The following is a 21614-nucleotide window of genomic DNA, read 5'->3' on the forward strand; positions in this document are numbered from 1 at the left end:
TGCTTTCCTCTGTTCTTCGTTTTCGTTGCCGCTCAGACCGCAGCCGTCGTGGCGGGTGCGACCAACGCATGCGGCTCCAGGCCCATGTGCGCGTTGTTGCCGCTGCTCGTGAGTTCGACCTTGCGGTCGTGCAGTTCGGCGAGCGCACGCTTGTACTCGTTCGGGAACACCTTGACGAACTTGGTGCGCGACACCGCCCAGTTGTCGAGCAGTTCGCGCGCACGCTTGCTGCCGGTCCAGCGGTGGTGCTCTTCGAGCAGCTTCTTGAGCTGGGCCTCGTCGGTCTCGCCGCCGTGCCAGACCTTGCGGTGCATGCTTGCCGTCTGCTCGGCCGAGGTCAGCACCTTGTCGAGCGACACCATCGAGAGGTTGCAGCGCGTGGCGAACTGGCCGTCCTCGTCGTAGACGAAGGCCACGCCGCCGCTCATGCCGGCAGCGAAGTTGCGGCCCGTCTTGCCGAGCACCGCGACCGTGCCGCCCGTCATGTATTCGCAGCCATGGTCGCCCGTGCCTTCGACAACGGCCGTGGCACCCGAGAGGCGTACGGCAAAGCGCTCGCCGGCCACGCCGCAGAGGTAGGCCTCGCCGGTGGTCGCGCCGTAGAGCGCGGTGTTGCCCACGATGGTGTTGCGCACCGCTTCACCGCGGAAGTCGAGGCTCGGGCGCACCACCACGCGGCCGCCCGACAGGCCCTTGCCGGTGTAGTCGTTGGCATCGCCGATCAGGTAGAGCGTGATGCCGCGCGCGAGAAACGCGCCGAACGACTGGCCGCCCGTGCCCTCGAGCTGGATGCGGATCGAGTCGTCGGGCAGGCCCTGCGGATGCACCTTGGTCAGCGCGCCCGACAGCATGGCGCCCACCGAGCGGTTGACGTTGCGCGCCACCTCGATGAACTGCACCTTCTCGCCCCGCTCGATGGCCGGACGCGACTTCTCGATGAGCTTGACGTCGAGCGCACGCTCCAGGCCGTGGTCCTGGTTCTCGACGTGGTAGCGAGGCACTTCGGCCGGCACGATCGGCAGCGCGAACAGGCGGCTGAAGTCCAGGCCGGACGCCTTCCAGTGCTCGATGCCCTTGCGCATGTCGAGCAGGTCGGCGCGGCCGATCAGGTCGTCGAACTTGCGGATGCCGAGCTGGGCCATGATCTGGCGCACTTCCTCGGCCACGAAGAAGAAGTAGTTGACGACGTGCTCGGGCTTGCCCGAGAACTTCTTGCGCAGGATCGGGTCTTGCGTGGCCACGCCCACCGGGCAGGTGTTCAGGTGGCACTTGCGCATCATGATGCAGCCCTCGACCACCAGCGGGGCCGTCGCAAAGCCGAACTCGTCGGCGCCCAGCAGCGCGCCGATGGCGACGTCGCGGCCGGTCTTCATCTGGCCGTCGGCCTGCACGCGGATGCGGCTGCGCAGGCGGTTGAGCACCAGCGTCTGCTGCGTTTCGGCCAGGCCGATTTCCCACGGGCTGCCCGCGTGCTTGATCGACGACCAGGGCGATGCACCGGTGCCGCCGTCATGGCCCGCGATCACCACGTGGTCGCTCTTGCACTTGGCAACGCCCGCCGCGATGGTGCCCACGCCGATTTCGCTCACCAGCTTGACGCTGATGCTCGCATGCGGCGCGGCGTTCTTCAGGTCGTGGATCAGCTGCGCGAGGTCTTCGATCGAGTAGATGTCGTGGTGCGGCGGCGGCGAGATCAGGCCCACGCCCGGCACCGCGTAGCGCTGCTTGCCGATGTACTCGGTGACCTTGCCGCCCGGCAGCTGGCCGCCCTCGCCCGGCTTGGCGCCCTGCGCCATCTTGATCTGGATCTGGTCGGCCGAATGCAGGTACTCGGCCGTGACGCCGAAGCGCCCCGAAGCCACCTGCTTGATGCGCGAACGCAGCGAGTCGCCGTCCTTCAGGGGCAGGTCGACCTCGACGTTGGCCGCGCCGATCACGCTCTTGAGCGTGTCGCCCTGCTTGATCGGGATGCCCTTGAGCTCGTTGCGGTAGCGCGCCGGGTCTTCGCCGCCCTCGCCCGTGTTGCTCTTGCCGCCGATGCGGTTCATGGCAATGGCGAGCGTGGAGTGCGCCTCGGTGCTGATCGAGCCGAGCGACATCGCGCCCGTTGCAAAGCGCTTGACGATCTCGGCAGCAGGCTCGACCTCGTCCACCGGAATGGCCTTGGCCGGATCCAGCTTGAACTCGAACAGGCCGCGCAGCGTGAGATGGCGGCGGTTCTGGTCGTTGATGAGCTGCGCGTATTCCTTGTAGGTGTTCCAGTTGTTGGAGCGCGTGCTGTGCTGCAGCTTGGCAATGGCGTCGGGCGTCCACATGTGCTCTTCGCCGCGCGTGCGCCAGGCGTATTCGCCGCCGGCGTCGAGCATGTTGGAGAGCACCGGGTCGTCGCCGAACGCGGCCTTGTGCATGCGGATGGCTTCCTCGGCGATCTCGAACACGCCGATGCCCTCGACGCGGCTGGCGGTGCCGGTGAAGTACTTGTTGACCGTCTCCGTGTTGAGGCCGATGGCTTCGAACAGCTGCGCGCCGCAGTAGCTCATGTAGGTGCTGACACCCATCTTCGACATGATCTTGGACAGACCCTTGCCGATGGCCTTGACGTAGTTGTAGACCGCCTTCTCCGCGCTCATGTCGCCCGGCAGATCGGCGTGCATGGCCGCCAGCGTTTCCATCGCGAGGTAGGGGTGCACGGCTTCCGCGCCGTAGCCCGCGAGCACGCCGAAGTGATGCACTTCGCGCGCAGAGCCGGTTTCCACCACCAGGCCGGCGGTGGTGCGCAGGCCCTCGCGCACCAGGTACTGGTGCACGGCCGACAGCGCCAGCACGGCGGGGATTGCCACCTGCGTCGGGCTCACGCCGCGGTCGCTCACGATCAGGATGTTGTGGCCGCCCTTGATGGCGTCCACCGCTTCGGCGCACAGCGACGCGAGCTTGGCTTCGACGCCCTCGTAGCCCCAGGCGAGCGGGTAGGTGATGTCGAGCACGTAGCTCTTGAACTTGCCCTGCGTGTAGGTGCCGATGTCGCGCAGCTTGGCCATGTCGGCGAAGTCGAGGATCGGCTGGCTCACCTCGAGCCGCATGGGCGGGTTGACCTGATTGATGTCCAGCAGGTTGGGCTTGGGGCCGATGAAGGACACCAGCGACATCACGATCGCCTCGCGGATCGGGTCGATCGGCGGGTTGGTCACCTGCGCGAACAGCTGCTTGAAGTAGTTGTACAGCGGCTTGTTCTTGCTGGAGAGCACGGCCAGCGGGCTGTCGTTGCCCATGGAGCCGATGCCCTCTTCGCCGGCCTGCGCCATCGGGCTCATCAGGAACTTGATGTCTTCCTGGGTGTAGCCGAAGGCCTGCTGGCGGTCGAGCAGCGCCACCTGCGAGACCGGCGCGGGGACCGGCTCGGCCTCGACGCTGTCCAGCTTGATGCGCAGGTTCTCGATCCACTGCTTGTAGGGCTTGCTGTTGGCGAGGGTGGCCTTGACCTCCTCGTCGTCGATCATGCGGCCCTGCTCCAGGTCGATCAGGAACATCTTGCCGGGCTGCAGGCGCCACTTGCGCACGATCTTCTGCTCGGGCACGGGCAGCACGCCCGATTCCGAGGCCATGATGACCAGGTCGTCGTCGGTCACGCAGTAGCGCGACGGGCGCAGGCCGTTGCGGTCGAGCGTGGCGCCGATCTGGCGGCCGTCGGTGAACACGATGGAGGCCGGGCCGTCCCAGGGCTCCAGCATGGCGGCGTGGTATTCGTAGAACGCGCGGCGGCGCGGGTCCATGGTGGCGTGCTGTTCCCAGGGCTCGGGAATCATCATCATCACGGCCTGGCTGATGGGGTAGCCGGCCATCGTCAGGAGCTCGAGGCAGTTGTCGAAGGTGGCGGTGTCGGACTGGCCGGCAAAGCTGATGGGATAGAGCTTCTGCAGGTCGGCGCCCAGCACGGGCGAGGACATGACGCCTTCGCGCGCCTTCATCCAGTTGTAGTTGCCCTTGACCGTGTTGATTTCGCCGTTGTGGGCGACGTAGCGGTACGGGTGGGCCAGCGGCCACTCGGGGAAGGTGTTGGTCGAGAAGCGCTGGTGCACGAGGCCCAGCGCCGAGACGCAGCGCTTGTCCTGCAGGTCCAGGTAGTAGGTGCCGACCTGGTCGGCGAGCAGCAGGCCCTTGTAGACCACGGTGCGGCTGGACATGCTCGGAACGTAGTATTCCTTGCTGTGCTTGAGCTTCAGGCGCTGGATGTTGGCGCTGGCGGTCTTGCGGATCACGTAGAGCTTGCGTTCCAGCGCGTCCTGCACGATCACGTCGTTGCCGCGGCCGATGAACACCTGGCGCAGCAGCGGCTCCTTGGCGCGCACCGTGGGCGACATGGGCATGTCGCGGTTCACCGGCACGTCGCGCCAGCCCAGCAGCACCTGGCCTTCGGCCTTGATGGCGCGTTCCATTTCCTGCTCGCAGGCTTCGCGCGAAGCGTGCTCCTTGGGCAGGAAGATCATGCCGACGCCGTATTCGCCGGGCGGCGGCAGCGTGACGCCCTGCTTGGCCATCTCTTCGCGGTAGAGGCGGTCGGGCAGCTGGATCAGGATGCCGGCGCCGTCGCCCATCAGCTTGTCAGCGCCCACTGCGCCGCGATGGTCGAGGTTTTCGAGGATCTTCAGGCCCTGCAGCACGATGGCATGGCTCTTCTCGCCCTTGATGTGCGCGACGAAGCCGACGCCGCAGGCATCGTGCTCATCGGCACCGGAATACAGACCGTGTTGTTGGAGATGTTCGATCTCGGCAGCCGTCGTCATGGCGCACTCCTTCAGTTTTTCGCAGGGATGAGAAGGATATTGCGATGCACAAAGAATGCCAAACACTTTAAATAGGGTCAGATTCTAATTAAATCCCGACTTTTCTAGTCAGAATAAAATTAGGGACACATCAAAAAAAGCAGCAAAACTTCCACCGCCCCGCGAAGAGGAGAAGGCATCAGCTCAAGAATCGGAGGCTGCGGGCGGACGCCCGGCCTTGGCTTTGGCGACGCGGCGTTCGGTTGCCTTCTGAAGCGACGCAAGAAAATCCGCATCGCCGGCCGCCCAGCCCCGCAAGGTCGCTTCGGTCAGCGTGCCCTGGTCGGCCGCGCGCACGCCGCCGCGCACCAGTTCGACGTACGCCGCCTCGCGGGCAAAGGGCGTGTTGCCCAGATCCCAGTACAGCGGATGCGGCGTCAGCAGCTTGTCATGCCGCAGGCCCGCGTAGTGCCCATGGCTGGACCATGGAAAGTCGCGCGCGTCCGACACCAGGCCGGCCCGCACGGGATTCAGATCGATGTACGCCATGCAGGTCAGCAGATAGCGGTCGGTCTGGATCAGCGTCGACCTGTAGCGCCCTTCCCACAGGGTGCCGCTGCGGCCATGGCGGTCGTTGAAATAGCGCACGTAGCTGCGCCCCACCGCCTGCATGAATTGGGGCAGCCCGGTGGTCGTGTCGGGCGTTGCCAGCAGATGGAAATGGTTGTCCATCAGCACATAGGCATGCAGCGCCACGCCGAAGCGCGGGGCTGCCTCCGCCAGCAGGCCGAGCAGCCGCTCGTGGTCCGCGCGGTCGATGAAGATGGCCTGGCGGTTGTTGCCGCGCTGGATCACGTGGTGCGGCAGGCCGGGGAGCGTGAGGCGGGGCAGGCGGGCCATGGCGTGACGAGACGTGACGCAACGCGCTTCGGCGGGCGTTCAGGGCAGACGAAACCGCGTCTGGCCCAGGGTGTCGAGCCCGAACTGCGACAGCAGCTCGCCGAGCCGCGCCGCCGCACCGGCCTTGCGCTGGCCGGTGTGGCGCGCCAGGATCAGCTCGTTCTTCATGCTGTGCTCCCAGCCCACCAGTTCGGTGACGGTGACGCTGTAGCCATTGGCCTCGAGATACAGGCAGCGCAGCACGTTGGTGAGCTGGCTGCCGATCTCGCGGGTGTGCAGCGGATGGCGCCAGAGTTCGGCCAATGGCGTACGCGAAAGGGCCAGCGCCTTGGTTTCTCGCAGGCAGGCCGCCACCTCAGCTTGGCAGCAGGGCACCAGCACCATGCAGCGCGCCTTCTTCGCGAGCCCGAAGGCGATCGCGTCGTCGGTGGCCGTGTCGCAGGCGTGCAGCGCGGTGACCACGTCGATGCGCTCCGGCAGTTCGCTCGCCTGGGCCGACTCGGCCACGGTGAGGTTCAGGAAGGACATGCGGTCGAAGCCGAGCTGGCGTGCCAATGCACGCGATTTCTCGACCAGTTCGCTGCGCGTCTCGATGCCGTAGACATGGCCGCCCTCGCGCGAGCGGAAGAACAGGTCGTAGATGATGAAGCCCAGGTACGACTTGCCCGCGCCATGGTCGGCCAGCGTGGCTTCCGCGCCGCCGCCCGGCAGTTCGCGCAGCAGCTGCTCGATGAACTGGAACAGGTGGTAGACCTGCTTGAGCTTGCGCCGCGAATCCTGGTTGAGCCGGCCTTCGCGCGTGAGGATGTGCAGTTCCTTCAGGAGCTCGATGGACTGGCCTGGACGCAAAACCTCCGCCAGCTCGGCTTCGGCCTTGGCGGTCTTGGCCGTCTTCACGGCCCTGGTCGCCGGCACGTTCATGGCCGGGCGCTCCCGGGACCGACGTCCAGCGCGGCCCAGCCGTCCGGCCCCAGCGCTTCGAGCGTCTCGATGTTGCGTTCGAAAATGGCCTCGGCCTCCGGAAAGGCCTCGACCGCCCGGCTCACGCTGTCTTCGCGCAGCAGATGCAGCGTGGGGTAAGGCGCACGGTTGGTAGCGTTGCCGATGTCGTCGGCATCGGTGCCCGCGAACTGGAAATGCGGATGAAAGCTCGCGAGCTGGAACACGCCGTCGAAGCCCGCGCGCGCGAGCCGGCGTTCGGCGCGTGCCGTGAAGTCGTTGAAGTCCAGGAAATCGGCCAAGGTGTTGGGTGCTATCAGCAAGGTGGTGTCGCGCACGGAGGCATCGAGCGCGGCGAGTTCATCGGCCTCTGCCAGGAGCGCGTCGATCAGCGCGGCTTCGTCGGTGGGCAGGTACACGGCATAGCGGATCTGCGCCTTCGCGTGCACCGCCTTCGCGAACGGGCACAGGTTGAGCCCGATCACCGCGCGTTCGAGCCAGCGCCGCATGTCGGCTTCGGCCTGGATGGCATCGATTGTCGCCGGGCTGGTCATGCCACCTCCGCCGAAGGGCGGATTTTGCCGAGGCGCCGCGCCAGGGCCATGCCCGCCAGCGAGCATGCGAGCGTGGCGGTCCACGTCCAGTGCCAGCCGCCGGCACGCAAGGCCACCCAGGCCACCGCCGGCGGCGCCAGGAACTGCCCCAGCGAAGACGCCTGCTGCATGAGTCCGACGGTGGTGGAGACCGTGGACGGACCAGGCGCCAGCCGGACCCCGAGCAGGAACAGCGTCGCCGGCACCATGCCGCCGCCCAGTGAAAAAACGCAGACCGCGGCATAGCGAAGCACCGGCGGGAGGCCGAGTGCGTCGGCGCCCTGCCCCACCTGCGCGAAGGCCGCAAAACCGCCCAGCGCCATCGCCAGGAATCCCGCCCGGAGCAGGCGCTCGGGCGCGACGCCGCGCTGCAGCCAGCGGCCGCCCGCGACGTTGCCGGCGATGTTCATCGCCGCCGCCGCCGCAGTGAGCACCGCGCCCCAGCCGGCCGGCACGCCGGCACCGGCATAGATGGCCGGAAGAAAGCCGATCACCGCCATCCACTGGGCCGAATACACGGCGAAGGTCAGCGCGATCATCCAGGGTGCGCGCGCTCCGACGGTGGCACGCAGTCGCAACGGCCAGCCGCCGGCCATGCCGCGCGCCGCACCCGTGCGCAACGCATCCGCGGGCACCGCCAGCCACAGCCAGAGCGCCGCGGCGGCCGACACGGCCGACAGCGTCCACCACCAGTCGGCCCATCCGCCCCAGGCGATCAGCGCCGGCCCGAAGAGCAGCGCAAGCGCAACGCCCAGCGGCATGTAGGCGCCCCATACGCCCAGCGCGGCCTTGTCCGCACCAGCAGGGGTCAATGCGCGGATCAGCCCCGGTCCCGGCATGACCGCCAGCAGAAAGCCGATGCCTTCGAGCGCGCGCAGCCCGAGCAGCCATTGCACCGCAAAGGCGCCGCCCAGGAGCCCCGCACCGACGGCGCCGCCCAGCAGGCTCGCCACCGTCAGCACCACGAGGCCGGTCAGCATGCTGCGGCGCAGACCAATCGTGTCGGCCGCGAGTCCGGCGATCAGTCCCAGGCTCATGCTCGCCACCTGCACCAGCGACAGCAGGAACCCGGCCTCGACCAGGTCGATGCCGAGCGACGCCTGCAGCGCCGGCACGGCGGGCGGCAGCTTGCCCAGGTGCAGCGCGGCGCTGACGCCGCCCAGCACCACCGCAAAAGCGGCGGCAGGGACGCGCGCGGACGCGACGGCCGCAGAACTCATGAAATCCCTCGCCGGCCGGTCAGCCGTTCATGCTCGCGCATGGCGAAGCGGTCGGTCATGCCGGCGATGTAGTCGGCCACGGCGCGATGCCGGTCGCGGCGGTCTGCATAGGAAACAGGCATCTCGGCGCCGCGCTCCAGATAGGCTTCGAACAGTTCCCGCACCACCTGCTGCGCCTGGTCGGTGGTCTGCCTCACTTGCGGATGGCGGTAGAGGTTGCGGAACAGGAAGGCCTTGAGCTCGTTCGATTGCGCCTGCATTGTTTCGCTGAACGCGACGAGGGGCGGCGCGGTGCGCACGCCGTCGGCATCGGCCGGCCTCGCTGTTTCCAGGGCCGCGCGGGTGGCGTCGATCACATCGTAGACCTGGGCGCTCAGCATGCGCCGGATGGTTTCGTAGAGCACGCGCCGCCCTTCCAGTCGGGGATATTCGGCCAGCGCTTCGCGACGGTAGCGCTCGAACAGCTCCACCTCGCCGAGCTGCTCGACATTGATGAGCCCGGAGCGCACGCCGTCGTCGATGTCGTGCGCGTTGTAGGCGATCGCGTCGGCCAGGTTGCAAAGCTGCGCCTCGAGGCCCGGCTGCGTGCGATCCAGGAAGCGGCGCGCCACGCCGTTGGGCTCACCCGCCTCCAGGCGCTCGGCATTGGCGCGCGAGCAGTGCTTGAGGATGCCCTCGCGCGTCTCGAAGCTGAGATTCAGGCCGTCGTATTGCGGATAGCGGTGCTCCAGGGCGTCGACCACGCGCAGGCTCTGCAGGTTGTGCTCGAAGCCGCCGTGGCCTTCCATGCAGGCGTTGAGCGCGTCCTGGCCCGCATGGCCGAACGGCGTGTGGCCGAGGTCGTGCGCGAGGGCGATCGCCTCCACCAGGTCTTCGTTGATGCGCAGCGCGCGCGCGATGGAGCGGCCCAGCTGTGCGACTTCGAGCGAATGCGTGAGCCGGGTGCGAAACAGGTCGCCTTCGTGGTTCAGGAAGACCTGCGTCTTGTAGACCAGCCGCCGGAACGCGGTGGAATGCACGATGCGGTCGCGGTCACGCTGGAAGGCGTCGCGCGTGGGCGCCGGCGGCTCGGCATGGCGCCTCCCACGCGAGCGCGCCGGGTGGCAGGCATAGGCCGCGAGGCTCATCGATGCACCCTCGGCACCGCGCTCATTCCGCCCGGCAGCACTGCGCGAGCACTTCGCGCACCAATGCATCGGGCGCACTGCTCACGGCGGCGGAGCCCGGCTTGTCGATCACCACGAAGCGGATCTCGCCCGCCTCGGATTTCTTGTCGACCCGCATCAGTTCGAGGTACCGGTCGGCGCCCAGCGCGGGGCCGACGGTCGGCAGGCCGGCGCGTTCGATCAGCCGCGTGAGCCGTTCGACGAACGCCGCATCGACGCCGCCGAGCCGCTGCGACAGGTGCGCCGCCATCACCATGCCGCAGCCGACCGCTTCGCCATGCAGCCACTCGCCGTAGCCCAGGCCCGACTCGACCGCATGGCCGAAGGTGTGGCCGAAGTTCAGGATGGCACGCAGGCCGGTCTCGCGCTCGTCCTGGCCGACGACCAGCGCCTTGATCTCGCAGCTGCGCTTGACCGCGTAGGCCAGCGCGGCGGGCTCGCGTGCCACGAGGGCGTCGACATTCGCCTCGATCCAGTCGAAGAACGCCATGTCGTGGATCGGGCCGTACTTGATGACCTCGGCCAGGCCCGCGCTCAGTTCGCGCGGCGGCAGCGTCTGCAGCGTGTCCAGGTCGCACACCACGAGCTGCGGCTGGTAGAAGGCGCCGATCATGTTCTTGCCGAGCGGGTGGTTGATGGCGGTCTTGCCGCCGACCGACGAATCGACCTGCGCCAGCAGCGTGGTCGGCACCTGAACGAAAGGCACGCCGCGCATGTAGCTGGCGGCGGCAAAGCCGGTCATGTCCCCCACCACGCCGCCGCCGAGGGCGAACAGCACGGTCTTGCGGTCGCTGCCGTGGCCGAGCAAGGCATCGAAGATCAGGTTCAGGGTCCGCAGATTCTTGTGCACCTCGCCGTCGGGCAGCTCGAGCAGGTGGACGGTGCGAAAGCGCCCGGCCAGCGCTTGGCGCAGGGCCTTGGCGTAGAGCGGCGCCACGGTGGTGTTGCTGACGACCAGCGCGCTGGCGGCCGCGGGCACGGCGGCGAAGCTCTGGGGATCGTCCAGCAGGCCGGCGCCGATCAGGATCGGGTAGCTGCGTTCGCCGAGCTGGATGTCGACGCGTTCTGGCGATGCGGAAGGTGCGGGCAATGGCATGGCAGCGAGTTTAGGCGCTGCGCGCCGGCGCTTCAGTCGGAGGGCTCTTCGGGCGGCGTGCCCGCAGCCACGATGCCGGCAAGCTCCAGCTGCATCACGATGATGTTGACCAGCATGGCGATCGAGGGGCGCCCGGTGTCGACCACCTCGTGGGCCGTCTCGCGGTAGAGCGGATCGCGCGCATCGTGCAGTTCGCGCAGCCGGCCCAGCGGATCGGCCACCTGCAGCAGGGGCCGCTTGACGTCGTGGCGCAGGCGCCGGAACAGGTCTTCGGGCGAGGAGCGCAGGTAGATCACATGGAAGTGGTCCCGCAGCTGCCGGCGGTTGGCTTCCCGCAGCACGGCGCCGCCGCCCGTGGCCAGCACGCCGTGGGGCTGGGCGGCGAGGTCGGCAATGACCGCCTGCTCGAGGTCGCGAAAGGCAATTTCGCCCTCCCGCTCGAAGTAATCGCGGATCGAGCAGCCGATGCGCTGCTCGATCACATGGTCGGTGTCGACGAAGGGAAGGTCCAGGCGTGCGCCCAGGCGCCGGCCCACTGCGGACTTTCCGGCGCCGGGCAACCCGACGAGTGCGATCGCCACGCGGTGGCTGCTACGCCCGCGCGTCAGCGCGCGGCGTTGCGGTCGGTAATCATCTTCGGAGTGATAAAGACGAGCATTTCGGTCTTGTTGGCAACGCGTTCGCGCTTGCGGAACAGTGCACCCAGGTAGGGCACTTCACCCAGCACCGGCACGCGCGATTCGTCATTGGTTTCGGTGAGTTCGAAGATACCACCGATGACGACCGTGCCGCCGTTCTCGACCAGCACCTCGGTCTGCACGTGCTTGGTGTTGATGGCCGGGCCGGCCGAGGTGTTGACGCCGCGGGCATCCTTGCTCACGTCGAGCGTGAGGATGATGTTGCCTTCGGGCGTGATCTGCGGCGTGACCTCGAGCTTCAGCACCGCCTTGCGGAACGAAATGGAGGTGGCGCCGCTGGACGTGGCCTGCTGGTAGGGAATTTCCTCGCCCTGCTCGATCAGCGCCTTGGTCTGGTCGGCGGTGATGACTCGGGGGCTGGACACCAGCTTGCCCTTGCCGTCGGCCTCGAGCGCCGAGATTTCGAGGTTCAGCATGCGCGAGAAGCTCGAGTTGAACAGCGAGATCGCGAAGGTGCCAGCCGCATTGCCCGTGCCGCCGGCATCGCCTGCGGGCAGGTTGATGAAGTTGGAGTTGGTCCAGGTGGTGGTCGGGCCGGTGGTGCCGGTGCCTGTGACAGGCATCACGCCCACGGTACCGAACGCCCGGTTGCCGGACGACGAGGCAATGCGCTCGCCGGCAATGCCGCCGCCCAGCCGCACGCCCAGCGACTTGCCGAAGGTATCGGAGGCTTCCACGATGCGCGCTTCGATCAGCACCTGCCGAACCGGAATGTCGAGCTTCTGGATCAGGTCGGCCACTTGCGCCAGACGCGAGGGAATGTCCGACACGAACAGCTGGTTGGTGCGCGACTCCGCGATCACGCTGCCACGCGGGCTCAGGATGCGCGTGGTGGTGCCGGAGCCGCCACCGCCGCCGGCCGAGGCGCCGGTGCCGGTCAGGCCCTGCGCAATGGCGATCGCCTTGGTGTAGTTGAGCTGGAACGACTGGGTGCGCAGCGGCTCCAGGTTCTCGATCGCGGCCTTGGCTTCGAACTCGAGCTTTTCCTTGGCGTTGATCTCGTCCTTGGGCGCGATCCACAGCACGCTGCCGTTCTTGCGCATGCCCAGGTTCTTGGCCTGCATGATGATGTCCAGGGCCTGGTCCCAGGGCACGTCCTTCAGCCGCAGCGTCAGCGCGCCGGTGACCGAGTCGGAGGTCACGATGTTGAAGTTCGTGAAGTCGGCAATCACCTGCAGCAGCGAGCGGATCTCGATGTTCTGGAAGTTCAGCGAGAGCTTCTCGCCGGTGTAGCCCACACCCTGCGTCAGCTTGGTCGGGTCCACCTTGCGGGCGCGAACCTCCACCACGAACTGGTTTTCGCTCTGGTAGGCGCTGTGCTCCCAGTCGCCCTTGGCCTCGATCGTCATGCGCACGCGGTCGCCCGACTGTTGCGAGGTGATCAGCTGGACCGGCGTGTTGAAGTCGGCCACGTCCAGGCGGCGGCGCAGCCCCTCGGGCAGGGTCGACTTGGTGAACTCCACCACCAGGTTCCTGCCCTGCTGGCGGACATCGACGCCCACCTGGTTGTTCGGCAGGTCGACGATCACGCGGCCGGTGTTGTCCGCCCCCAGGCGGAAATCGACGTCGCGCAGCGGCAGGGTGTCGCGGTTGCGGTTCTCGGCAAAGACGGTGGGCGTGGACGACGCCAGCGCGGTGCCGGCCGCGGGTTCGAGAATCACCAGCAGCGACTTGCCCTGGATCTCGGTCTTGTATGCGGTTGCCTGCTTGAGGTTCAGCACCACCCGGCTGCGCTCGCCGGCCTGGACCACATTGACGGAACGCAGGTTGCCCTGGTTCACCTCAATGGCGGAGCGGCCGATGGCGTTGGTGACGCCCGGAAAATCGAGCGCGATGCGCGCCGGCGTCTGCACGACAAAGCCGGTCGGCAAGGCCGCGAGCGGCTGGGCAAGGTCGATGCGGATCACCTCCGCGCCTGACTGCGTCGAACTGGTCACCGCCTCGATGGCGTTTTGCGCATGGGCCAAAGCGAAAGCGCCAAGTGCCAGCAGACCCAGCCCCGCAGCTCGCAGCCGCTGTGCCATCGTTGATTTTTTATGATTCATTTCGCACTCTCTTGCAGCTGCAATGTCGCCACGCGTTCGATCCATTCACCGGCGGCGTCCTGCACGATTTCACGCAGGGCGACTTCGGTTTCGTTGATACGGGTAATGCGCCCGTAGTTGAGGCCCAGGTACTCGCCCACCCGCACCTTGTAGAGCAGCTTGTCGACACGAACCAGCGCCACCGGCTGGCCGTTGCGGTTCATGCTGCCCACCATGGCCATGGAGTCGAGCGGGAAGGCTTCGAGCGCTTCCTTGCGGCGCACCAGCTCGGGTGCGATCAACTCCGACGTGCTGGGCTGGTTCGATTCCCGGCGCAGCGCCTGGGTCAGCTTCAGCAGGTTGAACGGCTCGAATGCCGCGCCCTCGGTGTAGGCCTGGGGGGTGAATTTCTTGGGTTCCGTGATCGGCGGCACCGTGGGCTTGACCTGGGCGCGCTGCTCGACCATCCAGCGGCGCAGGTCTTCCTGCTCCGAATCGGCGCAGGCGCTCAGGCCCAGGGCGGCCGCGACGAGCCACAGGAGGTTGGCGGTCGTCCTCATTTCTTCGCCTTCGGCGCCGCGGCGCGTTTCTGGGCCGCGCGCTCTTCGTCATCGAGATAGCGGTAGGTGCGTGCCGTGGCATCCATCGTGAGGGTGCCGTCCTTGTCTTTTTGTTGCGGGGTGATCGTGAGGTTGTTCAGCGTCACGATGCGCGAAAGGCTCGCGACATCGGCGGCGAAGGAGCCGATGTCGTGGTAGCGGCCGGTCACGCGCACGGCGATCGGCAGCTCCGCGTAATAGTCCTTCACCGAGACCTGGCCCGGACGGAACAGCTCGAACTGCAGGCTGCGCCCGAGGCCGGCCTGGTTGATGTCGGACAGCAATGCGTCCATTTCCGCCTTGCTGGGCAGCTGCTTCTCGAGCAGCGTCACGTATTGCTGCACCTGCTCGCGCTGCTTCTTCAGCAGATCGAGATTGGCGGCCAGCGCCACCTTCTTCTGGTAGTCGGCCCGCAGCGTGACTTCCTTGGCGCGCTCGCTCTCGAGCTCGTCGTTCGAATTGGTCAGCCACAGGAACCACAGGCCGGCGAGCACCAGGGCGGTCACCGCCAGGCACAGCGCGTAGCGGGGCACCGCCGGCCAAGCGGACGGGTCGTTCGGGTTGAGGTTGCGGAACTGGTCGCCGAAGCCGCGCAGCGCCGCGCCGACGTCCATTTTTTGAGAGGGGCGATTGCTTGCCATGATCCGTCTACCCCTTGACTGGCGCCGCTGCGGCCAGCGCCTTGTCGGCTGCGGCCTTCTGCGCGTCGGTCGGCCGCTTGAGGCCGATGCGCATGGTGAAGTTCGCCACGCGGCGCTGGTCGCGCTGACTCAGGCTCACCGTCGCGGAAGTGATTTCGACCAGCTCGGGCTTGACCAGCCACGGACTGTTGTTCCCCAGGTTGCGCAGCAGCTCCGAGACGCGCTCGTTCGACTGCGCCATGCCCTGCAGCGTGACGGTCTGGTTGTCCTGCTTCATGCTGGTCAGGTAGACGCCGTCGGGCAGCTGGCGGACCAGTTCGTTGAGCAGGTGCACCGGCAGGTTGCGGTCGCCCTGGAGGTCTTCGACCGCCTGCTGGCGTGCGCGCAGCGCGGCAATTTCTTCCTGCAGGGTCGAGATTTCCTTGATTTCGACTTCGAGCTTGGTGATCTCGGTCTTCAGGAAATTGTTCTTGTCCTGCTGGGCCGAGATCTGCGCCTCGAACCAGAGATAGCCCAGGCCGGCGATCAGAACGCCGAGCACTGCGGCCGCGCCCAGGGTGCCGTAGAACGCCTCGCGGCGCCGCTTGCGTGCGGCTTCGCGGTGCGGAAGCAGGTTGATGAGGATCACTGCACGAACCTCCGCATGGCCAGGCCGCAAGAGGTCAGGTAAGAAGGCGCTTCGCGCCGGACCTTCTTCTCGCGGATGTTCGGACCCAGTTCCATGCCGTCGAACGGGTTCACGAGCGAACAGGCGAACGAGGTCTGGCGCGTCACGGCACTGGTCAGGCTGGGCAGCGAGGCCGAGCCGCCTGCAAGCAGCACGTAGTCCACGCGGTTGTGGGGCGTGCTGGTGAAGAAGAACTGCAGCGCACGGGCAATTTCCTGCGCGATGCTTTCCACGAAGGGCTTCAGGACGCCCGAGCCGTAGTCGTCGGGCAGATCGCCGCTGCGCTTCTTGGCCTCGGCCTCTTCGGCCGAGAAACCGTACTGGCGCACGATCAGCTGGGTCAGCTGCGCGCCGCCGAAGGCCTGGTCGCGGTCGTACAGCACTTCCTGGTTGCGCAGCACCTGCATGCTGGTGGTGAAGGCGCCCACTTCGAATAGCGCCACCACGGCATCGAGGCCCTTGCCCGGCAATTGCTCGATCAGGCGGGCGGTCGCAAGGCGGGAAGCGTAGGACTCGACGTCGAGGATCACCGCCTTCAGCCCGGCCGCTTCGGCCAGGCCTTCGCGGTCCTGGACCTTTTCCTTGCGGGACGCGGCAATCAGCACCTCGACGTCGCCGGCAGAGGCGGTGCTCTGCCCGGTCACGCAGAAATCGAGGCTGACTTCGTCGAGCGAGAACGGGATGTACTGGTTGGCTTCGGACTCGACCTGGATTTCGAGCTCCTGCTCGCTCATGCCGCCGGGAAGAATGATCTTCTTGGTGATGACCGCCGAAGGAGGCAGCGCCAGCGCGACGTTGCGGGTACGGGTACCGCTCTTGCGCACGACGCGGCGGACGGCTTCGGCCACTTCGTCGAACTTCTCGACGTTGCCGTCGGTGATCCAGCCCCGCTCCAGGGGTTCGATCGCGCAGCGCTCGAGAACCAGCTTGCCACTGGCTTCACGGCCGAGCTCGACCAGCTTCACGCTGGAGGAACTGACATCCAGGCCGAGCATGGGGGCGTTCTGACGGCGAAACAATGATCCGAAAGCAGCCAAGTTAGGTCCCTTTACCCCTGCATTTGTAACCAATGGAAAAATTTGCGTTCGGTTGCATGCTAGCAGCAGACGTAGCGGCGACCAAACAACCCACGCCGGCAAAATGGCGGACCGTTGTCAAAAGCTGACGCCGAAGCCACATTTGGTAACTTTTGGTTTAGCCCGCAACGATGCACCCAAGTTCGGCCCGAGGCAAGGGGGCGGCTTTTTATAATGTGCGGTGACTCCCCGGGCCCACATGCAAGAAACTTCACGCCCCAAAGGGCCAGCCAAGACCCCTCCTTCCACACGACCAGCCTGGCTGAAATGGCTGCTGCGCTTCATGGTCTGGGGGTTCGGCATCGCCGCGGCCGGTGTTCTGGCGTTGCTGTGCGTGATCGCCGTCGCCCTGGCCGTTGCCTACCCCAACCTTCCCGACATCTCCGAGCTGTCGGACTACCGGCCGAAACTGCCGCTGCGGGTCTTTTCCGCGGAAGGCATCCTGATTGGCGAATTCGGCGAAGAGCGTCGCAATCTAACCCCGATCGCGGCAATCCCCAAGCTCGTGAAGGAGGCGGTGTTGGCTGCCGAAGACACCCGCTTCTACGACCACGGCGGCGTCGACTACAAGGGGATGGTGCGCGCCGGCCTGGCCAACATGAACCGCGTGAAGAGCCAGGGCGCGTCGACCATCACGATGCAGGTGGCGCGCAACGTCTACCTGAGCTCCGAGAAAACGCTGACCCGCAAGATCTACGAGGTGCTGCTCACCTTCAAGCTGGAGCACCTGCTCACCAAGGACCAGATCTTCGAGATCTACCTGAACCAGATCTACCTCGGCAACCGCGCCTACGGCTTCGCGGCCGCATCGGAAGCGTATTTCGGCAAGCCGCTGCAGGAGCTCTCCATTGCGCAGGCAGCCATGCTGGCGGGCCTGCCGAAGGCGCCGGGCGCCAACAACCCGGTCAACAATCCGCAGCGGGCGCGCGGTCGCCAGTTCTATGTGATCGACCGCATGCAGGACGCAGGCTTCATCACCGCCGAGCAGGCCGCCGAAGCCAAGAAAGAGGAATTGCACCTGCGCGATGCGGCCGACCCGAACCGGCTGCACGCCGAATACGTGGCCGAAACCGTGCGCCAGCTGATGTATGCGCAGTATGGCGACAGCACCTACACGCGCGGTCTCAAGGTGTACACCTCGCTGGTGGCCGCCGACCAGGCTGCGGCATACAAGGCCCTGCGCAAGGGCATCATGGATTACGAGCGGCGCCAGATCTACCGCGGCCCCGAGAAATTCGTCGAATTGCCCAACGACCCGAAGGAACTCGACGATGCGGTGGACGACGCCCTGACCGACCATCCCGACAACGGCGACGTGATGGCGGCGGTGGTGCTCAAGGCCAACGCCAAGGAAATCTCGGCCGTGCGCGGCAATGGCGACCCGGTACAAATCACGGGCGAGGGCCTCAAGCCCGCGCAGTCCGGCCTTTCCGACAAGGCACCGCCCAACATCAAGATCCGGCGCGGCGCGGTGATCCGCGTGGTGAAGACGCCCAAGAACACCTGGGAAATCACCCAGCTGCCCGAAGTGGAGGGCGCCTTCGTCGCCATGGACCCGCGCGACGGCGCCATCAAGGCGCTGGTGGGCGGATTCGACTTCGGCAAGAACAAGTTCAACCACGTGACGCAGGCCTGGCGCCAGCCGGGCTCGAGCTTCAAGCCCTTCATCTACTCGGCCGCGCTCGAGAAGGGCTTCACGCCGGCCACGGTCATCAACGACGGGCCCCTGTTCTTCGATGCCGGCACCACCGGTGGCCAGCCCTGGGAGCCCAAGAACTACGGCGGGGGCTACGACGGCCCGATGTCGATGCGCACCGCGCTCATGAAGTCGAAGAACCTGGTCTCGATCCGCATCCTGCAATCGATCGGCACGCGCTACGCCCAGGAATGGATCACCAATTTCGGCTTCGACAAGGACAAGCACCCGGCCTACCTGCCGATGGCGCTGGGCGCCGGCGCGGTCACGCCGATGCAGATGGCCACCGCCTATTCGGTGTTCGCCAATGGCGGCTACCGCGTCAATCCCTACCTGGTGACCCGCATCACCGACCACAAGGACAGGGTGCTGGTCGACAAGCAGCCGCCGCTGCTCAACGAAACGATCCGCGCCATTCCCCAGCGCAACGCCTTCATCATGGACACGCTGCTGCAATCGGTGGCGCGCGCCGGCACCGCGGCCAAGGCCCAGGCCATGCTCAAGCGGCCCGACCTCTACGGCAAGACCGGCACCACCAACGACTCGCTCGATGCCTGGTTCGCCGGCTTCCAGCCCACGATGACGGCCATTTCCTGGATCGGCTACGACACGCCGCGCAACCTGGGCGACCGCGAAACCGGCGGCGGCCTGAGCCTGCCGATCTGGATCAACTACATGGAAACGGCGATCAAGGGTGTGCCCGTGACCGACCTTTCGGCCACGCCGCCGTCCGGCGTCGTGAGTGTGGGCGGCGAGTGGTACTACGACGACTACGCACCAGGCCGCGGCGTCTCCAGCCTCGGCGTGGACACGCCGTCATCGCCGCCGGCGGAGTCCCTGAGCGGCGTTCCGGTGAGCCCGCCCCCGCCGCCCGAGGAGCGCAATCGCATCCTCGACCTTTTCAGGAACTGAAGACCTGACGACGGTTCAGGCGGCCGCAAACTGCAGCGGCTGCCCGGCCTGAAGGCTCGCCTCGCGGGAAAGATTGCCGAAGAATTCCTCGCCCGTCTTGGTGTCGACCCAGGCCTTGCCGTCGTAGCGGTAGTGATAGCCGCCAGAGCGCGCGGCAAGCCAGATCTCCTGCAGGGGCTTCTGCAGGTTCACGATCAGCTGGCTGCCATTCTTGAATGAAATCGTGATCATGCCGCCCACGCGCTGGTTGTCGATGTCGGCGTCGGTCGCGTCGTTGATGCGGTCGCAGCCCTGCTCGATGGCGGCGAGTGCGGCTTCGGCGCGGTCCATGTATTCGGAGTCGGTCATTACAATTTCGTTATGTTGAATGTTCGTCAAATTCTAGTGAGCGCCCCCGCCCGCGCTGTGCTCATGGTCAGTCTTGCCGCGGCGGCGGCCGCTTTGTCTGCTTGCGGCCAGCGCGGACCGCTGTTCCTGCCGACCGATCCGGCGGCGGCCCAGCGCGCCACCCTGCCGCAGCTGCTGACCCCCGGCGGCCCGCGCGCCGCCTCCGAGGCCGAGGCCGCGCCCAAGCCCGCTGCGGCCAGCAGCGCCCCGGCTCCAGCCACCAGCACCGGAACGCAAAAGTGACGAACGCCTCCCCGCCCCTGCCCGGCCATCCGCACATTGCGCATCGCGACGGCGCGCTCCACGTCGAAGGCCTTGGCCTGGAAGCGCTGGCCCGCGAGCATGGCACGCCGCTGTTCGTCTATTCGAAGCAGTGGATGCTCGACGCGCTGGCCGCCTACCAGCGCGGCTTCGAGGGCCGCAGCGCCCTGATCTGCTATGCGATGAAGGCGAATTCGTCGCTCGGCGTGCTGCGCGTGTTCGCCGAAGCCGGCTGCGGCTTCGACATCGTCTCGGGCGGAGAGCTGGCACGCGTGCTGGCGGTGGGCGCCGATCCCGCCAAGATCATCTTCTCGGGCGTGGGCAAGACCCGCGCCGAAATGCGGCAGGCGCTGGCGGCCGGCATTGCCTGCTTCAACGTCGAGAGCGAAGCCGAGCTCGACGTGCTCAACGAAGTGGCGCTGGCCGAAGGCCGCCGAGCGCCCATCAGCATCCGCATCAACCCGAACGTCGATCCGAAGACGCATCCCTACATTTCCACCGGCCTCAAGGGCAACAAGTTCGGCATTGCCCATGACCGCGCGGTCGAGGCTTATCGCCACGCCGCCAGGCTGCCGGGGCTCGAGGTGGTGGGCATCGACTGCCACATCGGCTCGCAGATCACCGAGGCCTCGCCCTACCTGGACGCCTGCGACCGGGTGCTCGACCTGGTCGAGGCCATCGAGGCGGCCGGCGTGCCCATTCACCACCTCGACTTCGGCGGCGGCCTGGGCATCGACTACAACGGCGAAGTGCCGCCCAAGGCCGATGCGCTCTGGCAGCAGCTGCTTGCGCGGCTCGACGCCCGCGGCTTCGGACAGCGCAGGCTCGTCATCGAACCCGGCCGTTCGCTGGTCGGCAATGCGGGCGTGTGCGTGACCGAGGTTCTCTACACCAAGCCGGGCGAGGACAAGAATTTCTGCATCGTCGATGCTGCAATGAACGACCTGCCCCGCCCCGCGATGTACCAGGCGTTCCAGAAGATCGTGCCGCTGCGCATCCGCGCCGGCGACGCACCCACCTACGACGTGGTCGGCCCGGTCTGCGAAAGCGGCGACTGGATCGGCCGCGACCGCGCGCTCAACGTGGTGGCCGGCGACCTGCTGGCGGTGCTGTCGGCCGGCGCGTACTGCATGAGCATGGCCAGCAACTACAACACGCGCGGCCGTGCCGCCGAAGTGCTGGTGAGCGGCCAGAGCGCCACGCTGATCCGCCGCCGCGAGACGATGGAAGACCAGCTGCGCAGCGAGCGGATCGAGGGCTGATCCGCGTGTGATTCGCGCCGGTCAGCCGGTGCTGCTGCGCAGCGACTTTTCACTGCTGTTGCGGCTGCCCCCGCGCACGCCGGCCGACGGCTTCGGCCTGCGCTTGCTCGCATAGTTCCACACGCGCCATCCGAGCAGCACCACGATGATCGCGGCATAGACGAACACCTCGGCAAAGTCGTTCTTGCCCGCGCGCATCCAGAAGAAATGCAGCAGGCCCAGGCCGGCAATCGGATAGACCAGCTTGTGCAGCATCTGCCAGCGCTTCGCCCCCATGGCCTTGATGGCGCGGTTGAACGAGGTGGCCGCCAGAGGCGTCAGCAGCACGAAGGCCGAGAACCCCACCAGGATGAACGGCCGCTTGGCAATGTCCTTGGCGATGTCGGCCCACTCGAAGCCCATGTCGAACCAGCTGTAGCACAGCAGGTGCAGCACCACGTAGAAATACGCGAACAGTCCGAGCATGCGGCGAAAGCGCGCGAGCGCATTGGCCTTGGCCATCACGCGCAGCGGCGTCACCGCCAGCACGATGCAGATGAAGCGCAGGGTCCAGTCGCCGGTGGCGCGGATCAGGAACTCGGCCGGATTCGCGCCCAGCCCGCCGGTGAACGCGCCGTAGGCGAGCCGCGCGAACGGCAGCAGGCACAGCAGGAAGATGACCGGCTTGGCCGCCGGATGCATGAGCAGCTTGTTCATGGGGCAAGGGCCGCGTGGCGG

The 21614-nt window shown here is 66.9% G+C and carries 18 protein-coding genes; 3 read left to right on the forward strand and 15 right to left on the reverse strand.

From position 1 onward, the window contains the following. Positions 1 to 32 precede the first annotated feature (32 nt). The 13 genes from EJO66_RS02965 to EJO66_RS03025 form a co-directional block, all read right to left on the reverse strand. Positions 33 to 4781, reverse strand: coding sequence for a glutamate synthase-related protein (locus EJO66_RS02965; RefSeq protein WP_124957430.1), 4749 nt, complete (start codon positions 4779 to 4781; stop codon positions 33 to 35). Positions 4782 to 4964: 183 nt separating this feature from the next. Beyond that, on the reverse strand, positions 4965 to 5660 hold the full coding sequence (locus EJO66_RS02970; protein WP_124957431.1) for a transposase: 696 nt from the start codon (positions 5658 to 5660) through the stop codon (positions 4965 to 4967). 39 nt (positions 5661 to 5699) lie between these two features. Beyond that, the gene (locus EJO66_RS02975; RefSeq protein WP_125964573.1) at positions 5700 to 6581 is read right to left on the reverse strand and encodes a class I SAM-dependent methyltransferase; all 882 of its coding nucleotides are present in this window, start codon (positions 6579 to 6581) and stop codon (positions 5700 to 5702) included. After that, complete coding sequence (locus EJO66_RS02980; protein WP_124957433.1) at positions 6578 to 7153, reverse strand: DUF1415 domain-containing protein; 576 nt, start codon at positions 7151 to 7153, stop codon at positions 6578 to 6580. The genes EJO66_RS02975 and EJO66_RS02980 overlap by 4 nt, the downstream gene beginning before the upstream one ends. Then, a complete protein-coding gene (locus EJO66_RS02985; protein ID WP_124957434.1) occupies positions 7150 to 8412 on the reverse strand; it encodes an MFS transporter in 1263 nt (420 codons plus the stop codon). The genes EJO66_RS02980 and EJO66_RS02985 overlap by 4 nt, the downstream gene beginning before the upstream one ends. Further along, positions 8409 to 9539, reverse strand: a complete 1131-nt coding sequence (locus EJO66_RS02990; RefSeq protein ID WP_125964574.1) for a deoxyguanosinetriphosphate triphosphohydrolase — start codon at positions 9537 to 9539, stop codon at positions 8409 to 8411. Before EJO66_RS02990 ends, EJO66_RS02985 begins: the two co-directional genes overlap by 4 nt. Before the next feature lie 22 nt (positions 9540 to 9561). Then, positions 9562 to 10674 (reverse strand): 3-dehydroquinate synthase, encoded by a 1113-nt coding sequence (gene aroB, locus EJO66_RS02995; RefSeq protein WP_125964575.1) that lies wholly within the window; start codon positions 10672 to 10674, stop codon positions 9562 to 9564. A 32-nt stretch (positions 10675 to 10706) separates the two neighbouring features. Then, on the reverse strand, positions 10707 to 11255 hold the full coding sequence (locus EJO66_RS03000; protein WP_124957437.1) for a shikimate kinase: 549 nt from the start codon (positions 11253 to 11255) through the stop codon (positions 10707 to 10709). A 23-nt stretch (positions 11256 to 11278) separates the two neighbouring features. Then, a complete protein-coding gene (locus EJO66_RS03005; RefSeq protein ID WP_125964576.1) occupies positions 11279 to 13417 on the reverse strand; it encodes a type IV pilus secretin PilQ in 2139 nt (712 codons plus the stop codon). Continuing rightward, complete coding sequence (locus EJO66_RS03010; RefSeq protein ID WP_124957439.1) at positions 13414 to 13956, reverse strand: pilus assembly protein PilP; 543 nt, start codon at positions 13954 to 13956, stop codon at positions 13414 to 13416. Before EJO66_RS03010 ends, EJO66_RS03005 begins: the two co-directional genes overlap by 4 nt. After that, the gene (locus tag EJO66_RS03015; protein WP_124957440.1) at positions 13953 to 14636 is read right to left on the reverse strand and encodes a type IV pilus inner membrane component PilO; all 684 of its coding nucleotides are present in this window, start codon (positions 14634 to 14636) and stop codon (positions 13953 to 13955) included. The genes EJO66_RS03010 and EJO66_RS03015 overlap by 4 nt, the downstream gene beginning before the upstream one ends. 7 nt (positions 14637 to 14643) lie before the next feature. After that, complete coding sequence (locus tag EJO66_RS03020) at positions 14644 to 15264, reverse strand: PilN domain-containing protein (RefSeq protein ID WP_124957441.1); 621 nt, start codon at positions 15262 to 15264, stop codon at positions 14644 to 14646. Further along, a complete protein-coding gene (locus tag EJO66_RS03025; protein ID WP_012746289.1) occupies positions 15261 to 16340 on the reverse strand; it encodes a pilus assembly protein PilM in 1080 nt (359 codons plus the stop codon). The genes EJO66_RS03020 and EJO66_RS03025 overlap by 4 nt, the downstream gene beginning before the upstream one ends. 238 nt (positions 16341 to 16578) lie before the next feature. Between EJO66_RS03025 and EJO66_RS03030 the strand changes: the two genes are divergently transcribed. Continuing rightward, on the forward strand, positions 16579 to 18987 hold the full coding sequence (locus EJO66_RS03030) for a penicillin-binding protein 1A (protein WP_164547763.1): 2409 nt from the start codon (positions 16579 to 16581) through the stop codon (positions 18985 to 18987). Positions 18988 to 19002: 15 nt separating this feature from the next. Here EJO66_RS03030 and cyaY read toward each other — a convergent pair whose 3' ends face one another. Further along, positions 19003 to 19335 (reverse strand): iron donor protein CyaY, encoded by a 333-nt coding sequence (gene cyaY / locus EJO66_RS03035; protein ID WP_124957443.1) that lies wholly within the window; start codon positions 19333 to 19335, stop codon positions 19003 to 19005. A 36-nt stretch (positions 19336 to 19371) separates the two neighbouring features. Between cyaY and lptM the strand changes: the two genes are divergently transcribed. Next, entirely contained in the window at positions 19372 to 19617 is a 246-nt protein-coding gene (gene lptM, locus EJO66_RS03040) for an LPS translocon maturation chaperone LptM (protein ID WP_399281401.1), read from the forward strand. After that, positions 19614 to 20897 (forward strand): diaminopimelate decarboxylase, encoded by a 1284-nt coding sequence (gene lysA / locus EJO66_RS03045; protein WP_125964577.1) that lies wholly within the window; start codon positions 19614 to 19616, stop codon positions 20895 to 20897. Before lptM ends, lysA begins: the two co-directional genes overlap by 4 nt. Positions 20898 to 20918: 21 nt before the next feature. Here lysA and EJO66_RS03050 read toward each other — a convergent pair whose 3' ends face one another. After that, positions 20919 to 21593: a protein-methionine-sulfoxide reductase heme-binding subunit MsrQ gene (locus EJO66_RS03050; protein WP_125964578.1), complete on the reverse strand. Its 675-nt coding sequence runs from the start codon at positions 21591 to 21593 to the stop codon at positions 20919 to 20921. Positions 21594 to 21614 lie beyond the last annotated feature (21 nt).

This window comes from Variovorax beijingensis (assembly GCF_003951285.1).
Taxonomy (GTDB): Bacteria; Pseudomonadota; Gammaproteobacteria; order Burkholderiales; family Burkholderiaceae_C; genus Variovorax; species Variovorax beijingensis.

Coding starts and splice junctions, on each gene's coding strand:
- EJO66_RS02965 (WP_124957430.1), bottom strand. CDS start 4,781: ATGACGACGGCTGCCGAGATCGAACATCTCCAACAACACGGTCTGTAT.
- EJO66_RS02970 (WP_124957431.1), bottom strand. CDS start 5,660: ATGGCCCGCCTGCCCCGCCTCACGCTCCCCGGCCTGCCGCACCACGTG.
- EJO66_RS02975 (WP_125964573.1), bottom strand. CDS start 6,581: ATGAACGTGCCGGCGACCAGGGCCGTGAAGACGGCCAAGACCGCCAAG.
- EJO66_RS02980 (WP_124957433.1), bottom strand. CDS start 7,153: ATGACCAGCCCGGCGACAATCGATGCCATCCAGGCCGAAGCCGACATG.
- EJO66_RS02985 (WP_124957434.1), bottom strand. CDS start 8,412: ATGAGTTCTGCGGCCGTCGCGTCCGCGCGCGTCCCTGCCGCCGCTTTT.
- EJO66_RS02990 (WP_125964574.1), bottom strand. CDS start 9,539: ATGAGCCTCGCGGCCTATGCCTGCCACCCGGCGCGCTCGCGTGGGAGG.
- aroB (WP_125964575.1), bottom strand. CDS start 10,674: ATGCCATTGCCCGCACCTTCCGCATCGCCAGAACGCGTCGACATCCAG.
- EJO66_RS03005 (WP_125964576.1), bottom strand. CDS start 13,417: ATGAATCATAAAAAATCAACGATGGCACAGCGGCTGCGAGCTGCGGGG.
- EJO66_RS03010 (WP_124957439.1), bottom strand. CDS start 13,956: ATGAGGACGACCGCCAACCTCCTGTGGCTCGTCGCGGCCGCCCTGGGC.
- EJO66_RS03015 (WP_124957440.1), bottom strand. CDS start 14,636: ATGGCAAGCAATCGCCCCTCTCAAAAAATGGACGTCGGCGCGGCGCTG.
- EJO66_RS03030 (WP_164547763.1), top strand. CDS start 16,579: ATGCAAGAAACTTCACGCCCCAAAGGGCCAGCCAAGACCCCTCCTTCC.
- cyaY (WP_124957443.1), bottom strand. CDS start 19,335: ATGACCGACTCCGAATACATGGACCGCGCCGAAGCCGCACTCGCCGCC.
- EJO66_RS03050 (WP_125964578.1), bottom strand. CDS start 21,593: ATGAACAAGCTGCTCATGCATCCGGCGGCCAAGCCGGTCATCTTCCTG.